A 17,870-nucleotide genomic window follows, 5' to 3' on the forward strand; every position below is an offset into this window, starting at 1 on the left:
AATCGAACCCTTGCGCCGCCTACGCGGTCAATCGCGCAGGCGGCGCACCCGGCCTCGATGGCCGTCGACTTCGATGCGCTCGCCTTCGCTCAGCTCGCCGAGAATGCCGGGCAGGTTCGCTACCGCCGGAATGCCGAACTCGCGCGCGACGATCGCGCCGTGGGACAAGTAGCCGCCGGTCTCCATCACCAGCGCGCCGGCCTTGAGGAACAACGGCGTCCAGGCCGGATCGGTACTGGGCGCGATCAGCACATCGCCGGTTTCGAGCGCACCCGCCTCGCGCGGGTCGCGGACGATGCGCGCCCGCCCGCTGGCGCGCCCGGCGCCGATCGGCGTGCCGAACCAGGCCCCGTCCTCCGCCTCGTACACCGCCCTCGCAGTGCTCTGCGCCGCAATCGCCGCGAATTCGCCGTGTTCGACCACCACTTCGGGTTCGGCCGTCGCTGCCCAGCGCAGGCGCATCGCACGACGTTCGTCGGCGCGGGCCTTGGCATGACGTAGGCCGAGCCGGCCTTCGGCTACGGCGCACAGCTCCTCGGCGGTCAGATCGAAGACTTCGTCGGCCTGTCCGAAACCACCGTCGCTGCACAGGCGCTCGCCCAGCTTCATGGCGAGACGGCGTATCGCCTCGAAGTAAGCCATCAAGGCGCTGCGTGCGGCCTCGCGCTGGTTGCAATCGACGATGGCGCTGCGCAACAGGTGACGGATCAACGGCCGCAGCCAGGCCGGTGTGCACGCGCTCAGACGCTGCCAGGCCTGCGCCGAAATCTCGCGCTGGCGCTGTCGCAAGGCCTCGGCGTCGCGTCCGACCAGGGACGCCACCATGTCGAGCAGATAATCCGGTTGCTCGCGCCAACGCGGCTGGCGCAGATAACTCTCGGCCACCGCGCGGTGGCCGTAGCGTTCGAGAAAGCCGGCGAATTCGCGGCGGAATGCGCTGTTCTCCGGCAACTGCACCGACCACTGCCCACTGTCGCGCCCAGCGCCGCGCAGCCACGCCAATGCGGCTTCGTCTCCGGCCGCGACCTGCGCCAACGCGATCAGGTCGTAGCCTTGTTGCGCGGTCACGCTCGCCTCGCCGCCGGCCATCAACGCCGCCGTCAGCGCCTGCCCTTCGCCGGGACAACGTTTGTCGACCAGGTCGACGAGGGTGGTCAAGGTGCCGCCCGCCGAACCTTGCAGGAAGAACAGTTCGTCCGAGGCGCGCACCTGCGCGACCTGGTGGCGCAATAGCGCGGCGAGCCCGCGATTGCCCTGCGACAAGTCCTGTTCGCGCCAGGCGCGCGCCTGCTCGCGCGCACGGGCCAGGTCCGCCGCCGCGTCGCGGCGTTTCTTCAGCGAGCGCCGCATGAAGCGCAACAAACGTCCGCCGCGTTGCGCGCGTGCGCGCCACGACGGCGCCGGCACCGCAATCGTCCCCTGGCTGCCGCCGAGCAAGGCGTTGATCGCCGCGGGCGCGATGCCGTAGGCGTCATGGCCCTCCCATTGGATCAACGACGCCTCCAGATAGACCCGGCCGTGATGCAGGCTGGCGTGGGCGACGCCGGGCAGTACCCGATAACCGCCGAGTTCGTAACCGAGCGTCAACATGCGATCGGCAGCGATCGCATACAACGACCAGTCCATCGCCGACAGCGGCTCGGGCAGGATTTCCTTGGTGTTGCCGCGCGTCCACAGGCTCGGCTGCTGCGACAGCGCCGGATAGGTATGGCGCGCGCTCGCTGTGACCGGTCGTGCCTGCACGATCCAGAAACGTTCGCCATCCCAGACCCACTCGACGTCGAAGCGCGGCCGGGCGAAATCCAGCGCTGCCGCGGCATCGCGTGCAAGCGCGGCGATCTCCAGGGCGCCCGCCGCGGTCAGCACCGCGCGCTGGGCCAACTCGCGCGGGGTCTCGGCCAGTTCCGTGCCGCCGTCGGCGCGTTCGCGCGTTTGTTGGCGCTTGGCGCCGATGCGTTGCTCGATCGGCTCCAGGCCGTCGTCGATGCGCCGCACTTGCAGGCGGTATTCGTCGACGTCGGCATGACCGCCGACCAGGGCCTCGCCGAGCCCCCAATGCGCATTGATCAGCACGCGGTCGTCGCGGCCGGACAGCGGGTCGCAGGTGAAGACCACCCCGGAAGCGACCGCAGGCAACAGCGGCATGATCACCACCGCCATCGCCGTGTCGTCGGCCGCGAAGCCGAAACGTTCGCGATAAGCGACCGCTGCAGGCTCGCGCGCCGAATCCCATACCGAGACGATCGCGGTGGCGAGCGCCTGCGCGCCGCGGACGTTGAGGCAGGAGCGATGCAGGCCGGCGAACGAAGCGCGCGCCGAATCCTCCTGCGGCGCCGACGAACGCACCGCGAGTGCGCGCTCGCCCCAACCGCGGGCGTGTATTTCCTCAAGAATGGATGCCAGCAATTCCGGCGGCACCGAGCCGTCCTCGGCCCGTTCGCGGCTGGCCGCGGCAGCGATCACCAGGCCCTCCGGCACCGGCAATCCCAACGTCGCCATCCGGCCGAGTTGCCAGCCTTTGCCGCCGGCCTGCGCAGGCCCGGCCTCGGCCGCGGCCGGCCAGTCCAGCAACGCGGCGCTCATCGCGATTTCCGCACGCCGACCGGACGGCTCGCACCATGCACGAAGACATCGACGATCGCGGCGAATTCGTTTTCCAGATCGCCGTCCGCGCTCGCCAGCCAGCGCATCAGCGCGGCGAGATGCAGATGCTGCAGCAAGCTCGCCAGGTGCGCCGGCGACAAATCGTCGCGCAGTTCGCCGCGGCCCTGCCCGGCGGCGATCAAGGCCTCGAACAAACGCTCCATGCCGCTGCGTTCGCCCTCGTCGTCGCGCGCACGCGCCGCGGCGTCGACCTGCCGGAAACGGAAGCGCAGGTAATGCGGCAGATACGCGCGCCGCCCCTGGTACCACTGCGCCGAGGCCTCCAGCCAGCGCGACAGGCGCGAAACGAAGCCGGCGGGCTCGCGGACGCTGTCGCTCGGCCCCTCCATGGCGCCCATGGCCGAGGCCAGCTCGCCATGGAACTGATGCGCCAGCAAGGCCTCTTTGACCGGAAAGTGGTTGTAAAGCGTGCCCTTGGCCACGTCGGCGGCGTCGGCGATCTGCTCCATCGTCACCGCTTCGAAGCCGCGCGCCTCGAACAAACCGAACGCGGTCGCGGCGAGATGGTCGAGGGTCTGGTTGCGCTTGCGCTCGCGGCGGCCGGGCTCCGCTGCAGGTTCGCGCACGGGTTCGGGCTGCAGTCTGGGAACGGGCATGGCCTTGACCTTGGTGAACTAAGGACAATTTTATACATCGTTCAATTTTAATGACAAGCCCTGGCCGCGGCGCCAGGACGACAGGCCGGCAACCCGCCGGACGCCTCGCTCAACGACGCGAGCGCACGTCGTCCAGCACCGGCACCAGGGCCAAGGTCATCAGCAGGGCGGCGAGCGGGATCGTGGCGCTGAAACCGATCCGGCCGAACCCGACCGCCCCGGTCACGCCGCCGACGAAGAACGCGGCGACCAGAATGGCCAAGGTCCTGAGCTTGCGGGGATTCGCCGCCACCCGCGGCACGCTTTCGCTGTCGGGGGTGCGATTCCAATAGGCGAGCTTGCCGAGCTCGATGCCGAGGTCGGTGATCATGCCGGTGACGTGGGTCGTGCGGATTTCGGCGCGCGACAGTTTGGTGATCATCGCGTTCTGCAGGCCCATGATGAAACACAGCACCATCACCGTGACCGACACGAACAACAGTTGCCGCCCTTGCAGGCTGGCGCCCAGCAGACCGAACGCGAGCAAGAGGCCGGCCTCGATCAACAACGGCAGAGCGAACTCACTGTGTAGCCGGCGTCGGCGCGCCCAATTGATCAGGATCGCCGAACACGCGGCGCCGGCGAGGAAAGACAGCAAGGCGCCGAGGCCGTCGAGCATCAGGCCCAGGCTGCCGAGCGCGAGGTCGTCGGCCATCGCCGACAGGATGCCGGACATGTGCGAGGTGTATTGCTTCACCGCCAGAAAACCGCCGGCGTTGACCGCGCCGGCGACGAAGGCCAGGTAATACGCGAGGTGGCGGTCGGCGCCCGGACGGCGTTCCTTGCCGGTCAGGTTACGGAGATAAGCGACAGGCATTCGGCCCTCTGCACAACCGCGCCGGCGAATCGCGACGGCCTGCATTATCGCTCGCGCGCGGCGATGCGGCTCGTTCCGCGCCCGTCCGCCTAACTCGCCGCCCGATACTCGTCCGGCAGCGCCCGTCCGCCTAACTCGCCGCCCGATACTCGTCCGGCAGCGCATGGCGGGCGTAACTCGCCGCACCGAGCAAGCCGGCATGCGGGTGGGTGATCGCCAGCACCGGCACGGCCGCCATGACCGGCGAGAAGCGCCCCTTGTGCTCGAAGCGTTGCCTGAACCCGGAGCGTTGCAACGAGTGCAGCATCTTCGGCACCAGCCCTCCGGCCAGGAACACGCCGTCCCAGGCGCCCAGGGTCAGCACCAGGTCGCCGGCAACGGCGCCGAACACCGCGCAGAAGATGTCGATTGCGCGCAGACAGCGCGCATCGCCCTCGGCCGCCATCGCGGTGATGTCGCACGGCTGCAGCGGACCGGGATCGGTCTTGGCGATCTGGCTCAGGGCGCGATGAATGTTGACCAGGCCTGGGCCCGAGATCAGCCTTTCGTTCGACACCCGACCGAACTCCTTAGACAGATATTTGAGGATCTGGATTTCCTCCGGCGTTCCCGGCGCGAAGCTGATGTGGCCGCCTTCGGTCTCGAGCGGGTGACAGCATCCCTCGCGCACGATCAACCCACCCACGCCGAGCCCGGTGCCCGGCCCGAGCACGGCGTAGTTGCGCGCCTGTCGCGGCTCGTCGGGCCGCCAATCGGCACCACCGACGCTGACCACGTCCTCGGGCTGGAACAACCGGATCGCCATCGCCTGCGCGGTGAAATCGTTGATCAACGACAAACGCTCGAAGCCCAGCATCGCCCGGGTGCGTTCGGTGGAAATCACCCAGGGATGGTTGGTGATGCGCGCCTCTTGCCCGGCGACGCGGCCGGCGACCGCGAACACGCCGCTGCCGGCGCTCGCCTCGATCTGCGCCAGATAGTGCTGGGCCGCGTGGCCGAGCGAAGGAAAGTCGACGACCGCATACTCGCGCACGCTTTCGAGCCGCACGGCCGCCGATCGGTCCGCATCGCACAGCGCGAATCGGGCATTGGTTCCACCGATATCGGCCAGCAGGATATTCGGGGACATCAGCGCCCGCCGGCCGGTGTGAAACGGATGGCCTGCCCGCCGCCCGGCGCCAGGCGGATCGACAGCACCTCGCCCCGACGCACGTCCCGGCTCTCGCGCGCGAACGAAAAACGCTCGCCCTTCCAGTCGGCATCGGCGCCGTCGCGGTAGATCTCGGCGCGATAGGTCTTGCCGGCATCGAGGAAGTCCAGCGGCACCTTCAAGGTCCGCGCGTTCTCGTCGGAAATGCTGCCGAGGAACCAGTCGTCGCCTCCGCGTTGCTTGCGCGCCACGGTCGCGTAGTCGCCTACTTCGCCGTTGAGCACGCGCGTATCCGACCAATCCACCGCCACGTCCTTGATGAACTGGAACGCCTCCGGATAACGCTCATAGTGCTCGGGCAAGTCCGGCACCATCTGGATCGGGCTGTACAGCACGACGTACAGCGCCAGTTGCTTGGCCAGGGTGCTCTGGATCGGCATGCCCTTGGCGCCGGTCAGGCTGAGGATGCCCGGGGTGAAATCCATCGGCCCGGCGAGCAGCCGGGTGAACACCAGATTGGCTTCGTGCTCGGGGGGATTCGGCGGCTTGCCCCAGGCGTTGTACTCCATGCCGCGCGCGCCTTCGTTGGAAATCCAGTTTGGGTAGGTCCTGCGCAGGCCGGTGCTCTTGATCGGTTCGTGCGCGTTGATTGCAATCTGGTGCCTGGCCGCTTCCGATACGACCTTCAGATGGTGGCGCGCCATGTCCTGGCCTTCGTGCCAGGCGCGATGCAAGCGGCCATCGGCGCCGCGCAGTTGGATATCGCCGGCATCGGCGACATAGCCGGTCTTGACCGCGTTCACGCCCATGCGCTGATACAAGGCCAGCGCCGCCTCCAACTGCGATTCGTAACGGGCGACGTTACCGGCGGTTTCGTGATGGCCGATCAGCTGCACGCCCTTGGACTTCGCGTACGCGCTGAGCTTGGGCAGATCGAAGTCGGGATAGGAACGGGTGAAATCGAACTCGCCGCCGTCGCCGAACCAGTGCCCGTCCCAGCCCAGATTCCAACCTTCCACCAGCACGCCCTTGAAGCCGTTCTTCGCGGCGAAATCGATATGGCGGATCACGTTCTCGTCGGTCGCGCCATGGCGCAGCCCGGAGGACCAGGTCTTGCTGTCGAGATGCATCTCCCACCAGACCCCGGCGTACTTCATCGGCTTGAACCAGGACACGTCGCCGAGCTTGTTCGGCTCGTTGAGGTTGAGGATCAGGCTCGACATCGCCAGGCCACCGGCATCGTCGGCCACCTGGAGCGTACGCCACGGGGTATGGAACGGGGCCAGGCGCACGACTTTGCCCACACCTTCGCCCGGTGTCAGCACGCTCTTGAGCCGGCGACCGTCCACCCGTACCAGGTTCATGCCCGAGTAGTCGACCAGGGCCGCCTCGTGGATCGAGACATGGGTCGCGTCGGCCAACTTCGCCGTGATCGGGGTCTGGGCGAAGCCGACCGCCTCGATGGGCGTGCGGTGATACAGGTACTCCTCGCGATTCCATTCGCCCGCGGGGATCCACCAGGCGGTGCCTGCTTGAGCCAGGTTGAACTCGGTCAGTTCCTCCTCGATCACGACCGGCTCCGGCCCCTGCTCGGGGAACTCGTAACGAAACCCCAGTCCGTCTTCGTACAAGCGGAAAACCACATCGAACCTGCGTTTCGCCCCCAGGGTTTCGCCGATCGCGACGCGCAGTTCGTTGTAGCGGTTGCGCACGAACTGACGCTCGCCCCAGGGCTGCTCCCAGGTGTCGTCGTGCGGGCTCGTGCTTTTACTCACGAAGGCGAGGTTCCGCTCCAGACGCCCGCTGCCGAGCAACATGCCCAGACGCGAGTCGCCGATCAACGCGACACCCTTGCGGTCGACGCGATAACTGAGTTTGCCCTCGTCTTCGACGACGACGCTGACCTTCAGACTGCCGTCGGGCGATTGCGCCTCGGCGACGGTCGCTGCGCGCGCGGGCTCGAAGGGCGCCAACAAGCCTCCAAACAACGACAGCGCAGCCGCCATCGCGCAACGCTGCCGCCAGAATGAAACGAACACGGTTTTCATCGGAAAACTCCACTCGACGGTCAAAAGGCAACTCGCACGCCCAGCTCGAAACGCCGCGCATAGGGCTCGTAGAAGGTGGTAAAGCGCTTGTCCATCGCGTAGGCGTGCTCCTCTTCCTCGGTGATGTTGTAGATCTGCAGGAAAGCGGTGACCGCATCATTGAACTGATAGCTGCCGCTGAAGTCCAGGAAGCCCGAGGCGGCGGTGGTGGCCGGCGTGTTGACCGGCCCGCACACCGAGCAGGCGACGTACTTGTCGCGGTACGAGTACGACAGCCGCGCCGCGATCGGCCCCTTCTCGTAGATGGCCTGCAGGTTGAGGGTATTCCTCGACACGCCGTCCAGCGTGGTGGTCTTGCGCGCGCCGTTGATCGTCACCTCGGCCTTGCTGTCGACGTAGGTGTAGTTGATCTGCCCGCCAAAACCGCTGGGGAACATGTACTGGTAGGCCGCTTCCAGGCCCTTGAGTTTGGCCGTGTCGCCGTTGAGCGGCGCGGTCACCTGGAAGGTCTGGCCCAGGATCGTTTCCGGGAACAGGCCGGAGGTGATGAAGCCGTCGATGTTCTTGTAGAACGCCGCGACCGAAGCCGCCGCGCCCTCGTCGCCGTACCACTCCAGCGAGAGGTCGAAGGCATCGGAGCGGATCGCCTCCAGCTTCGGGTTGCCGTTGCGGGTCACCCGCGGCGGATAGCTGTTGATCTCGTAGTTCACGTCCACGCCGAGTTGCAGGAAGGTCGGCCGGGTGATGGCGCGGGAAGCGGCGGCGCGCAATTGCAGGTGGTCGTTGAAGCGATAAGTGAAATTGGCCGACGGCAGCCAGTCGTCGTAGTTGTGATCGACGTCGACCGGGCGCACGTCCGAGAAGGTCGGCGTGTAGTTGGTGCTGTTCGGGATCGGCACCAAGGCCAGCAGTTCCTGGGTATGCCCCTTCGAGACCAGGTCGGTACGCACATAACGCACGCCGACGTTGCCGTCCCAGCGGTCGCCGCTGAAATTGGCCTGCAGATAGGTACCGTATTGATCCTCTTCGATCTGCGACGACGAACGCTGCTGCAAGCGCGGGGCGATGGTCGCGTTGAAGTAGTCCTGCCCTCGCAACTTGATCGCCGCCGCGAACAAGGCGTTCGCGTCCAGGGCCGGCCACCGGTTGCGCCCGCCCACCAGGCCGGCGCGGTATCCGCCGTCCGGGAACGGCACGACGGCGTCGATACCGGCTTCGCCGAGGGTATCGCCGAAGCCGCAATAACCGCAGCCGCTCGGCGAAGCGTAGTACTGCTTGTCCTTCTGCCGGCTCGAGTAGAACAAGCCGCCTTCCAGGACCGCCATCACATCGCCGAAATAAGTGGTGTAGTCGAGATCCACGCGCGTCGAGAACGCCTCGTCGCGGGTCGACTCGCCCTTCGGCTCCATGAAGTGCAGGCCAATTTCGTCGTTGCCGACGTCCAGGCAGCTGCGCGCGTCCGGCAATACGCAAGTCACGCTCGGCACCGGGCTGGTCGCCTCGTAACGATAGCGGCCGCCATTGACGCCGGCGACGGTGAAATAGCTCTTGCCGCTGTTCGGGCGGTCCGCGACCGAGTAGGCCAGGTCGAACACGGCGGTCAGCTTGTCGGTCGCATGGAAGCGGGTGTTCCAGCCCAGCTGGTACAGGTCGACCTTGCGCTCCTTGCTGTCGGTGCCGATCTCGAGCGGGGTGTTGTCGAGATCGAAGGAAGTGATCAGATAGCGATTGACGCCGCCGCCGTTCCACGGCGCCAGGGTCGCATTGGCGAAGCGTCCCCAACCGTCGTTGCTGTAGAAATTGACGTTGTAGGAGTAACTGGTCTCGGGCGTGTCGTAGCGCGAATAGAACGCATCGACGGTGCTCTTCAGGCGATCGTTCGGCTCCCAGGTCAGCCCCCCAACCCAGCTCAGGCGCTCTCGGTCGCCGGTCTTGACCTGATAGGAAATGATCCCGGGGAACGCGCCGCGCCCGTCGACCCGATCGTTGCGCACGCCGTCGCCGTTGGAATCGGTGGTCTCGGTGCTGCGCGCGAAACTCTCGAACGTGTCCGAGCGCCACTTGCGCTTGTAGTAGTACAGCCCGCCGAAGACGCCGACGGTGTTGTCCTTCAAGGTGTTGCTGGCGACGAAACCCAGGCGCGGAGTCGTATCCGACGAGGCCTCGTCGTACAGACCGCTGAACGAGCCGTTGAAGTGCAACCCCGGCCGCGACATCGGGTCGAAAGTCGACAGCTCGACCAGTCCGCCGATGCTGCCTTCGATCTGCGATGCGGTCGGCGACTTGTAGACCGTCACCCGGCTCAAGGCTTCCGCCGGCATCACGTCGAAACTGAAATCGCGACCGGCGTTGTCGGTGGCGAGGACGCGGCCGTTGAAGGTGGCCAGGTTGAACTGACTGTTCAAGCCGCGGATCGAAACGAAACGGCCTTCGCCGCCGGAGGTGCGGGTGATCTGCACGCCGGTCACGCGTTGCAGCGCATCGGCGATGTTGGCGTCGGGAAACTTGCCGACGTCTTCGGCGCTAATCGTGTCGCTGATGGATTTTTCTTCCTTCTTGCGATCGGACGAACGCTCCAGGCTGCCGCGGATACCGACCACTTCGATCCTGTCCAGGTCGGTGACCTCCGGAACCGCATTCGGTTCGGTCGCTTTGCCGGCAGCGGCCTCGACGGGCGCGTTCTGCGCGTGCGCCCGCTGACTCATGGATGCGATGCCCAGCAGGCAGGCAGCGGCCAAGGCCGCCAACTTCGGTGTCTCGCTCATCGGTGTCACCTCCCGCCGCCGACATGACAGCGCTGTCATAGCGGACACTAGTGCAGAAAATTTGTGCCATGCAATTGCTGCAAACCAGTGTGTTCTTCCATGACAAAACACCTTAAAACTAAGCACATTCCTTAGATCGATGCGCCGACCCGCGAGAAACCATGCGATTGCATTCGTAACGGCTGAGACTGGCCAAGATCGATCCGCGCTCGCGCAGCAGCACAGCGCTGCAGGAATCCCGCATCGCCCTTGGTTTCTTATGCCGAATCAAACGTTTGGCCCCCAGTCGTGGTCCGTCTGGCAATTCGCGCAAGCGTCGAATCGGGGCCCGGCATCTGCGGCGGATGCGGGCGCACTCGTGCTTGCATCCGCTGCCACAACGGCCGGAGCTTGTCGGGCAAAGGACGGCCACGCTCACCGGCACACGGCGGCGAATTGCTGCAAGCGCACAATCCGCTTGCGCAAACACACACTTTGACGCAGCCGACGGACGCGCGAATGCGGCCACGGCCCGTCGCTTCGTTCGTGGGCGCGGTACAACGCAGTCGCCGGACTGCGATCGCTGCCGTCGAACCGCCGCGCTGCCCTCTCCGCGCCGCAGACTCCGTCCTTGAATCACTCCGACGATGCCGCGCCAGGGGACAAGAAATTGCGCCTGGAAGACATCGCCAAGAAGGCCGGTGTTTCGATTTCGACGGTTTCGCGCACTTCGAACGGCGGCGCGCGCGTGAATGCCGAAACCCGCCTGATGATGATCAGCCTGACCCAGCATGCCCGGCACGCCGCGCCCGGCCGCCGGCGCGCTCGCTCGATGCCGGCCAATGCCGCCAGCGACATGCTCGCGATCGGCGCGATGCGCAGGCTGAAGCGCCACGGCCTGCGCATTCCCGAGGATGTGGCGGTGGTCGGCTACGACGACGTCGAGATCTCCACCTACACCCGCCCCACACTCTCGACCGTCCGCCAAGACCCGGTCCAGGCAGGCCGCCTGTTGGTCGCAAAAGCGCTGCTCGCCCACGAGGGACAGAAGCCGACCTCCCAGCGCCTGCCTCGTGCGCGAGTCCTGCGACGCGTAGGGAATCCGCTCGAAGGGCGGCTGGCCAGGAGTTCAACCCAGGCTCGACCGTCACCCGCCCATACCCCGGCACAAAACGCGTGCGCTCGGCCGCATTCGCCATACGGCGGAGCGCGGACATGCGATAGCTCCGGCATCGTTACCCGGCAGGACGTTGAGTCTGGGAAAGGCCTTGGCCTCGAACGCCGATGAATATCGGCAGCGTCCATCCCGCTGGGATGGAGGACCGCGCGCCCTGCGTGAGGCAGCCGGTCTTTAGAATCTAGTGGTCGGGACGGCCGGATTTGAACCGACGACCCTCTGCCCCCCAGGCAGATGCGCTACCAGGCTGCGCTACGCCCCGACGTGTTGCTAGATCTTTTCCCGCGAAATCCGTTCTCGCGAAATCCGCTCTTGCGAACGGGCGGCAAGTATAGCCGTTGCCGCCGGCAATGGGGAATCGGGAGTGGAGAATCGATGGACCGCGGTGCCGCGTCCGATCCCCCACTCCCGATGCCCGAATCCCGGCGGCCCTTCAGCGGCGCAGCAGTTGCAGGACTTCTTCCAGCTCCATGCGCACTTGCTTGACGATCTGCGAGCTCAGCGCCGATTCGTCTTTCGCCGAGTCGCCTTCCAGGCGCAGGCGCGCGCCGCCGATCGTATAGCCCTGCTCGTACAGCAGGCCGCGGATCTGGCGCACCATCAACACCTCGTGGCGCTGGTAGTAGCGGCGGTTGCCGCGGCGCTTGACCGGATTGAGCGTGGGAAACTCGGTCTCCCAGTAACGCAGCACGTGCGGCTTGACGTCGCACAGCTCGCTGACCTCACCGATGGTGAAGTAGCGCTTCGCCGGGATCGGCGGAAGTTCTCGGTTACTGCCCGGGTCAAGCATGCTCGCCTCCGCTGTACGCTTCGACGCGTTCCTTCAGTTTCTGGCCCGGACGGAAGGTCACCACCGTACGCGCCGAAATCGGGATCTCCTCGCCGGTCTTCGGGTTGCGACCGGGCCGCTGGTTCTTGCGGCGCAGATCGAAATTGCCGAACCCCGACAGCTTGACCTGCCGTCCCTGCTCCAGAGCCTCGCGCAACGCATCGAAGAATGCGTCGACGAACTCCTTGGCCTCGCGCTTGTTCAGCCCGACTTCGTCGAACAACCGCTCCGCCATTTCCGCTTTCGTTAGTGCCATTTTGTCCTCTGCGCGACGCCCGGGCTGGGACCGGGGCCGCAATCGCCACACGCCTCGCGAGTACTCACGTGCGCAACCGGGCGCCGTGTTCGCGTTCCACCGCTGCCGTCACTTCGGCCACGACCGCGTCCACATCCCGATCGGTCAGGGTGCGCGATTCATCCTGCAGAATCAAGCCCATAGCGAGACTCTTGAATCCGGTTTCCACGCCCTTGCCCTGGTAGCGGTCGAACAGGACCAGCTCGCGCAGGCTGGGGCCGGCGGCCGCCTGAACGGTGGCCTGGATGGCCGACCACGCCACCGATTCGGCGACGATGAAGGCCCGATCGCGGCGCACCGAGGGGTACTTGGACAGCGCCGCGGCCCTGGGGATGGCGCGCTCGACCAGCGGCGCCAGGTCCAGCTCGAACGCGACCACGTCCTGGTCGAGGTCCAGTGCCTTGAGCAGACGCGGATGCAGCTGGCCGATCCAGCCCAGGCGGCGCTCGGCGCCGCCGTCGACCCGGTAGACATCGGCCGAGCGGCCCGGGTGGGCCCAGGGCTGCTGCGACGGACGGTAGTCCAGGCGCGCACCGGCGGCGGCGGCCAGGCTGTCGAGGTCGCCGCGCAGGTCGTGGAAACCGACCGGGCGCGCGCTGGCGCCCCATTGCTCGGCCTGGACATCGCCGCAGACCGCCGCGGCGATGCGCTGGGTTTCCAGCGGCGAAGCGGCCGGATTGGCACGGAACACGTTGCCGAGCTCGAACAGGCGCACGCGCGCCTGCTGGCGCGAGGCGTTGCGGGCCAGGGCTGCGACCAGCCCCGGCAGCAGCAGGGTGCGCATCACGCCGAGTTCGGCGCTGAGCGGGTTGGCCAGCGGCACCGCGCCCTCGCCGGCCTGCCACAGCGCCAGCCAGGCGGCGTCGACGAAGGCGTAGTTGACTGCTTCCAGATAATCGCGCGCGGCCAACTGGCGGCGCACGGTCGCGGCATCGACGCGGGTCTCGCTCGGAGCGACCAGGCGCGCGGAACCGGCCGGCAAGGTGGTCGGGATCCGGTCGTAACCGTGGATGCGGGCGATTTCCTCGATCAGGTCTTCCTCGATCGCGATATCGAAGCGTCGGCTCGGCGGCGTCACCCGCCAGCCGTCGTCGCTGGCTTCGACGGTCAGGCCGAGCGCACCGAGGATGCGCTCGACTTCGGCGTCGGCCACGGTCAGCCCCAGCACACGCGCCAGGCGCGCGCGTCGCAGCCTGACCGGTTGCGGATGCGGCAAATGCTCCGGCAGCGCCGACTCGCTCAGCGGCCCCGGGGTGCCGCCGGCGATGTCGAGGATCAGACGGGTCGCGTATTCGATGGCGATGCGCGGCAACTCGGGATCGACGCCGCGCTCGAAGCGGTGGCCGGCATCGGTGTGCAGGCCGAGCTTGCGGCCGCGGCCAATGATCGCGGCCGGGGCGAAATGCGCGGCCTCCAGGAACACGTTGCGGGTCGCATCGGTGACCCGGCTGTCGAAGCCGCCCATGATGCCGCCGAGGGCGATTACGCGCTGCGCGTCGCCGCTGCCGTCGGTGATCGCCAGGAACGACTCGTCGAGGCTCACGGTCTGGCCGTTGAGCAACTGGGTGGTCTCGCCGGCACGGGCATGGCGCACGCCGACCGGCCCCTGCAGGGTGTCGCGGTCGAAGGCATGCATGGGCTGGCCGATTTCGAGCATCACGTACTGGGTGACGTCGACCAGCAGCGAGACCGGACGCACGCCGCTGCGGCGCAGGCGCTCGGCCATCCACACCGGGGTCGGCGTGGTCGCGTCGAGGCCTTCGATCACGCGGCCGCAATAGCGCGGCACGTCGGCGCCGGCGTCGAGCTCGACCTGCAGGCTCGCGGCGATGGCGGCCTCGATCGGCGCGACCTGCAACGGGCTCACCGCACTGCTGGTGGCCGCGGCGACGTCGTAAGCGATGCCGCGCACGCTGAAGCAATCGGCGCGGTTCGGGGTCAGCTTGATCTCGATGCTGGCATCGGGCAGCGCGAGATATTGCGCCAGCGGCGTGCCGACCGGGGCGTCGGACGGCAGTTCGAGCAGGCCCGAAGCATCCGGGTCGACGCCGAGTTCCTTGGCCGAACACAACATGCCGAAGGACTCGACGCCGCGCAGCTTGGCCGCCTTGATCGCCAGGCCGCCGGGCAGCGAGGCGCCCACCGTGGCCAAGGGCGCGATCAGGCCGGCGCGCGCATTGGGCGCGCCGCAGACGATCTGCACGATGCCGTGGCCGGTATCGACCTGGCAGACCTGCAGGCGGTCGGCTTCGGGATGCTTCTCGGCGCTGACGATGCGGGCGACGACCACGCCGTCCAGCGATTCGCCCAGGGCGACGACTTCTTCGACTTCGAGGCCGATCGCGGTCAACGTCGCAGCGAGCTGCTCACGCGTGGCGGTGGTCGGCACATGCTGGCGCAGCCAGTTTTCGGAGAATTTCATGGGAGGCCGGGAATCGGGAATAGGGAATGGGGAATCGGACGGCGCTACGCGGGTCGGGGTGGGAGTGTGGGAATCGGAGCTCTCGCTCTTACGATTCCCTATTCCCCATTCCCGATTCCCGCCTCAAGCAAACTGCTTGAGAAACCTGACATCGTTCTCGAAGAAACTGCGCAGGTCGTCGACGCCGTAGCGCAGCATGGTCAGGCGCTCCACGCCCATGCCGAAGGCATAGCCGGTGTAGCGCTCCGGGTCGATGCCGACATTGCGCAGCACGTTCGGATGGACCATGCCGCAGCCCAGCACTTCCAGCCAGCGGGTGCTGCCGTCGGGCTGCTGCCAGGCGATGTCGACTTCGGCCGAGGGCTCGGTGAAGGGGAAATAGCTCGGGCGGAAGCGCATCTCGAAATCGCGCTCGAAGAACGCGCGCACGAATTCGGCCAGGGTGCCCTTGAGGTCGGCGAAGCTGGAGTGTTCGTCGATCAACAGGCCTTCGCACTGGTGGAACATCGGCGTGTGGGTCTGGTCGCTGTCGCTGCGATACACCTTGCCGAGCGCGATCATGCGCAGCGGCGGTTTGTTCTGCAGCATGTAGCGCACCTGCATGCCCGAGGTATGGGTGCGCAACAGGCGCGCGACGCCGGCCTCGTCGGGTGCGAAATAGAACGTGTCGTGCATCGCCCGCGCCGGGTGATGCGGCGGGAAGTTCAGGGCTTCGAAGTTATGCCAGTCGTCCTCGATCTCGGGACCGTCGGCGAGCTCGAAACCGAGGCGGCCGAAGATGTCCGCCATGCGCTCCATGGTGCGGCTGACCGGGTGCAGGCCGCCGCGCGCGGCGTCGACGCCGGGCAGGGTCACGTCGATGGTTTCCGACGCCAGCCGCGCATCGAGCGCGGCATCGTCGAGCGCGATCTTGCGCTCGCCCAACGCGGCGGTCAGCGCGTCGCGCGCCTTGTTGATCGCTTCGCCGGCAGCCTTGCGTTCTTCGGCCGGCAGGGTGCCGAGCTGCTTGAGCTGGGCGGTGACGCTGCCGGACTTGCCGAGCAGCGAAACGCGCAGCGCTTCGATCGCATCGGAAGACGCCGCCGCGGCGATCTCGTCCAGCGCCTGTCGGGTCAGTGCTTCGATTCCACTCATCGCCTTTCCAATCTCTTAGCGCCCGACGCGGATGTCGCCGGGCATCGTCCTCGGACCGTCGCTGCGGCGAACAACCGGACCCCGCTGGCGGTGGCGCTGTCGGGAACCGAAGCGCGGCGACCGCAAGAACGGATGGATTCGGCTTTGACCGAGCGACGAGCGGTACAGCAGCCTGCCGTTGCCGCGAACAAACCGCGGTAGCGACCGGATCGAACGACCCCGCCGGAAACCCGCCGCGGAATCCGACGATGGATCCGAAAGCAGGGCCTGGGAACGGGGCCCAGAAACGACAATGGGGAAGGACTTGCGCCCTTCCCCATGCCTTAACCTTGTGCCCACGTCGCGAACCTCGTGCATCGGCACTCGGCTCGGACGGGGAATGAAGCAGGTTACGCCGCGAGCGCGCTCTTCGCCTTTTCGGCCAGCGCCGCAAAACCCTTCGCGTCGTGCACGGCGATATCCGCCAGCACCTTACGGTCGAGGGTGATGCCGGCCTTCAGCATGCCGTTGATGAAACGGCTGTAGCTCAAGCCGTTGATGCGGGCCGCCGCATTGATGCGGGTGATCCACAGCGAACGGAAATTGCGCTTCTTCTGCTTACGACCGATGTAGGCGTACTGCAGAGCCTTCGTGACCGCCTGCTTGGCGACGCGGAAGACCTTGCGGCGGGCGTTGTAGTAGCCCTTGGCCTGCTTCAGGATTTTCTTGTGACGGGCTCGTGCCGTTACACCACGCTTAACTCGTGCCATTTTCTATTCTCCTCACAAATACGGAAGCATGCGGTCCAGACGGCCAGCGTCCTCGGCACGAACGTGGTTCGTCTGCCGCAGGTTGCGCTTACGCTTGGTCGCTTTCTTGGTGAGGATGTGGCTCTTGTTGGCGTGGCCGCACTTGTACTTGCCGGAAGCGGTCTTCCGGAAGCGCTTGGCTGCCGCCCGATTGGTCTTGATCTTGGGCATTGCGATGTCCTTTCGGAGGTTTATGTCACTGGCCTGGGCGGTGGCACCGATGCGCGCAATGCGCTGGCCACTCTTTCCGTCCTGCCCTTGCCGGCTTGTAAGTCGTTGATCTGAAACGAATCTACGACAGGTCCGTGATGCTGCATACAACAACCCCGGCGAACCGGGCCGCATAGTATGCGCGAGGCCGGAAGCTTACGCAAATCAGCGGCTTACGAGGCTCGGTTCGCGGCCGGGCCGGCAGGCCGGCGATGCCTGGCCACAGGGCCGGGACGGGGCCCGGCCAGGGCCGAATGCGCGAAACCTCCGCGCCGGCCCGCGGCCCGATCTTCGATGCGGCCGTCGATGCGGGCCGTCGTGCGGCGAGCGCCGCAGCCGCTGTGCGGGGGCGATCGACACGGTTCGCAGCGCCGGTTCGCGGCGCTACGAAGAAGGGCCGCTTTCGCGGCCCTGTGCAGGCTTACTGCTTTTTCTTCGGCGCGATCATCATGACCATCTGCCGCCCTTCCAGTCGCGGACGCGACTCGACGACGATGTCCTCGCCCAGGTCGGCCTCGATCCGGGCCGCCATCTCGCGACCGAGTTCCTGATGGCTCATCTCGCGGCCACGGAAACGGATGTTGACCTTGACCTTGTCGCCCTCTTCCAGAAAACGGCGCATGTTGCGCAGCTTGATCTGGTAGTCGCCTTCGTCGGTCACCGGACGGAACTTGAGTTCCTTGATTTCGACCTGCTTCTGCTTCTTTTTGGCCGCATTGGCCTTCTTCTGCAGTTCGAACTTGTACTTGCCGAAGTCCATGATGCGGCAGACCGGCGGATCGGCATTCGGCTGAATCTCGACAAGATCCAGCGCCTCGTCCTCGGCCATGCGCAAGGCTTCGTCGCGCGTAAGCACGCCGATCATTTCGCCATCGCTGCCGATCACGCGTACGCGCGGTACGCGGATCTCGTTGTTCTTACGATTCGGCTTCTCGGGGGTACTGATTGTTGCAATCT

General features: G+C 66.6%; 13 protein-coding genes, 1 tRNA gene and 1 pseudogene. 1 reads left to right on the plus strand and 14 read right to left on the minus strand.

What is annotated here, in order from left to right; translation table 11 throughout:
- Window positions 1-27: 27 nt before the first annotated feature.
- From EX88_RS0102160 to EX88_RS0102185, 6 genes and pseudogenes are all read right to left on the minus strand, one after another.
- Window positions 28-2,583 (minus strand): PEP/pyruvate-binding domain-containing protein, encoded by a 2,556-nt coding sequence (locus EX88_RS0102160; protein ID WP_031370375.1) that lies wholly within the window; start codon window positions 2,581-2,583, stop codon window positions 28-30.
- Complete coding sequence (locus EX88_RS0102165; protein ID WP_051884325.1) at window positions 2,580-3,260, minus strand: TetR/AcrR family transcriptional regulator; 681 nt, start codon at window positions 3,258-3,260, stop codon at window positions 2,580-2,582. Before EX88_RS0102165 ends, EX88_RS0102160 begins: the two co-directional genes overlap by 4 nt.
- Window positions 3,261-3,375: 115 nt before the next feature.
- A pseudogene (locus EX88_RS0102170) lies at window positions 3,376-4,116 on the minus strand (YoaK family protein); the annotation flags it as partial.
- Between the two features lie 130 nt (window positions 4,117-4,246).
- Entirely contained in the window at window positions 4,247-5,245 is a 999-nt protein-coding gene (gene glk / locus EX88_RS0102175; protein WP_152566058.1) for a glucokinase, read from the minus strand.
- A complete protein-coding gene (locus EX88_RS0102180) occupies window positions 5,245-7,314 on the minus strand; it encodes a glycoside hydrolase family 97 protein (RefSeq protein ID WP_161786063.1) in 2,070 nt (689 codons plus the stop codon). Before EX88_RS0102180 ends, glk begins: the two co-directional genes overlap by 1 nt.
- Window positions 7,315-7,334: 20 nt before the next feature.
- Window positions 7,335-10,079 carry a TonB-dependent receptor gene (locus EX88_RS0102185; RefSeq protein WP_031370380.1) on the minus strand — a complete coding sequence of 915 codons (2,745 nt, stop codon included), beginning with the start codon at window positions 10,077-10,079 and terminating at the stop codon, window positions 7,335-7,337.
- A gap of 610 nt (window positions 10,080-10,689) precedes the next feature.
- Between EX88_RS0102185 and EX88_RS25025 the strand changes: the two genes are divergently transcribed.
- Window positions 10,690-11,346, plus strand: a complete 657-nt coding sequence (locus EX88_RS25025) for a LacI family DNA-binding transcriptional regulator (protein WP_161786064.1) — start codon at window positions 10,690-10,692, stop codon at window positions 11,344-11,346.
- A 74-nt stretch (window positions 11,347-11,420) separates the two neighbouring features.
- On the opposite strand, the gene EX88_RS0102195 is transcribed toward EX88_RS25025, so the two are convergent.
- The 8 genes from EX88_RS0102195 to infC all read right to left on the minus strand — a co-directional run bounded on the left by EX88_RS0102195 (window position 11,421) and on the right by infC (window position 17,868).
- Window positions 11,421-11,497: transfer RNA gene (locus EX88_RS0102195), tRNA-Pro, on the minus strand.
- A gap of 171 nt (window positions 11,498-11,668) precedes the next feature.
- Entirely contained in the window at window positions 11,669-12,025 is a 357-nt protein-coding gene (locus EX88_RS0102200; RefSeq protein ID WP_031370382.1) for a MerR family transcriptional regulator, read from the minus strand.
- Window positions 12,018-12,320 (minus strand): integration host factor subunit alpha, encoded by a 303-nt coding sequence (locus tag EX88_RS0102205; RefSeq protein ID WP_031370383.1) that lies wholly within the window; start codon window positions 12,318-12,320, stop codon window positions 12,018-12,020. The genes EX88_RS0102200 and EX88_RS0102205 overlap by 8 nt, the downstream gene beginning before the upstream one ends.
- A gap of 64 nt (window positions 12,321-12,384) precedes the next feature.
- A complete protein-coding gene (pheT, locus tag EX88_RS0102210) occupies window positions 12,385-14,781 on the minus strand; it encodes a phenylalanine--tRNA ligase subunit beta (protein ID WP_031370384.1) in 2,397 nt (798 codons plus the stop codon).
- Window positions 14,782-14,904: 123 nt separating this feature from the next.
- On the minus strand, window positions 14,905-15,915 hold the full coding sequence (gene pheS / locus EX88_RS0102215) for a phenylalanine--tRNA ligase subunit alpha (RefSeq protein WP_031370385.1): 1,011 nt from the start codon (window positions 15,913-15,915) through the stop codon (window positions 14,905-14,907).
- Between the two features lie 389 nt (window positions 15,916-16,304).
- Window positions 16,305-16,664, minus strand: coding sequence for a 50S ribosomal protein L20 (gene rplT / locus EX88_RS0102220; RefSeq protein WP_031370386.1), 360 nt, complete (start codon window positions 16,662-16,664; stop codon window positions 16,305-16,307).
- A gap of 12 nt (window positions 16,665-16,676) precedes the next feature.
- Window positions 16,677-16,874, minus strand: coding sequence for a 50S ribosomal protein L35 (gene rpmI / locus EX88_RS0102225; RefSeq protein WP_027083463.1), 198 nt, complete (start codon window positions 16,872-16,874; stop codon window positions 16,677-16,679).
- A gap of 460 nt (window positions 16,875-17,334) precedes the next feature.
- On the minus strand, window positions 17,335-17,868 hold the full coding sequence (gene infC / locus EX88_RS0102230; RefSeq protein WP_200875790.1) for a translation initiation factor IF-3: 534 nt from the start codon (window positions 17,866-17,868) through the stop codon (window positions 17,335-17,337).
- Between the last annotated feature and the right edge of the window lie 2 nt (window positions 17,869-17,870).

Origin of the sequence: Lysobacter antibioticus (assembly GCF_000731095.1) — a bacterium.
Lineage (GTDB): Bacteria > Pseudomonadota > Gammaproteobacteria > Xanthomonadales > Xanthomonadaceae > Lysobacter > Lysobacter antibioticus_B.

Excerpts from the sequence above, each read along its gene's own strand:
- EX88_RS0102160 (WP_031370375.1), bottom strand. The coding sequence starts at position 2,583 with ATGAGCGCCGCGTTGCTGGACTGGCCGGCCGCGGCCGAGGCCGGGCCT.
- EX88_RS0102165 (WP_051884325.1), bottom strand. The coding sequence starts at position 3,260 with ATGCCCGTTCCCAGACTGCAGCCCGAACCCGTGCGCGAACCTGCAGCG.
- glk (WP_152566058.1), bottom strand. The coding sequence starts at position 5,245 with ATGTCCCCGAATATCCTGCTGGCCGATATCGGTGGAACCAATGCCCGA.
- EX88_RS0102180 (WP_161786063.1), bottom strand. The coding sequence starts at position 7,314 with ATGAAAACCGTGTTCGTTTCATTCTGGCGGCAGCGTTGCGCGATGGCG.
- EX88_RS0102185 (WP_031370380.1), bottom strand. The coding sequence starts at position 10,079 with ATGAGCGAGACACCGAAGTTGGCGGCCTTGGCCGCTGCCTGCCTGCTG.
- EX88_RS0102200 (WP_031370382.1), bottom strand. The coding sequence starts at position 12,025 with ATGCTTGACCCGGGCAGTAACCGAGAACTTCCGCCGATCCCGGCGAAG.
- EX88_RS0102205 (WP_031370383.1), bottom strand. The coding sequence starts at position 12,320 with ATGGCACTAACGAAAGCGGAAATGGCGGAGCGGTTGTTCGACGAAGTC.
- pheT (WP_031370384.1), bottom strand. The coding sequence starts at position 14,781 with ATGAAATTCTCCGAAAACTGGCTGCGCCAGCATGTGCCGACCACCGCC.
- pheS (WP_031370385.1), bottom strand. The coding sequence starts at position 15,915 with ATGAGTGGAATCGAAGCACTGACCCGACAGGCGCTGGACGAGATCGCC.
- rplT (WP_031370386.1), bottom strand. The coding sequence starts at position 16,664 with ATGGCACGAGTTAAGCGTGGTGTAACGGCACGAGCCCGTCACAAGAAA.
- rpmI (WP_027083463.1), bottom strand. The coding sequence starts at position 16,874 with ATGCCCAAGATCAAGACCAATCGGGCGGCAGCCAAGCGCTTCCGGAAG.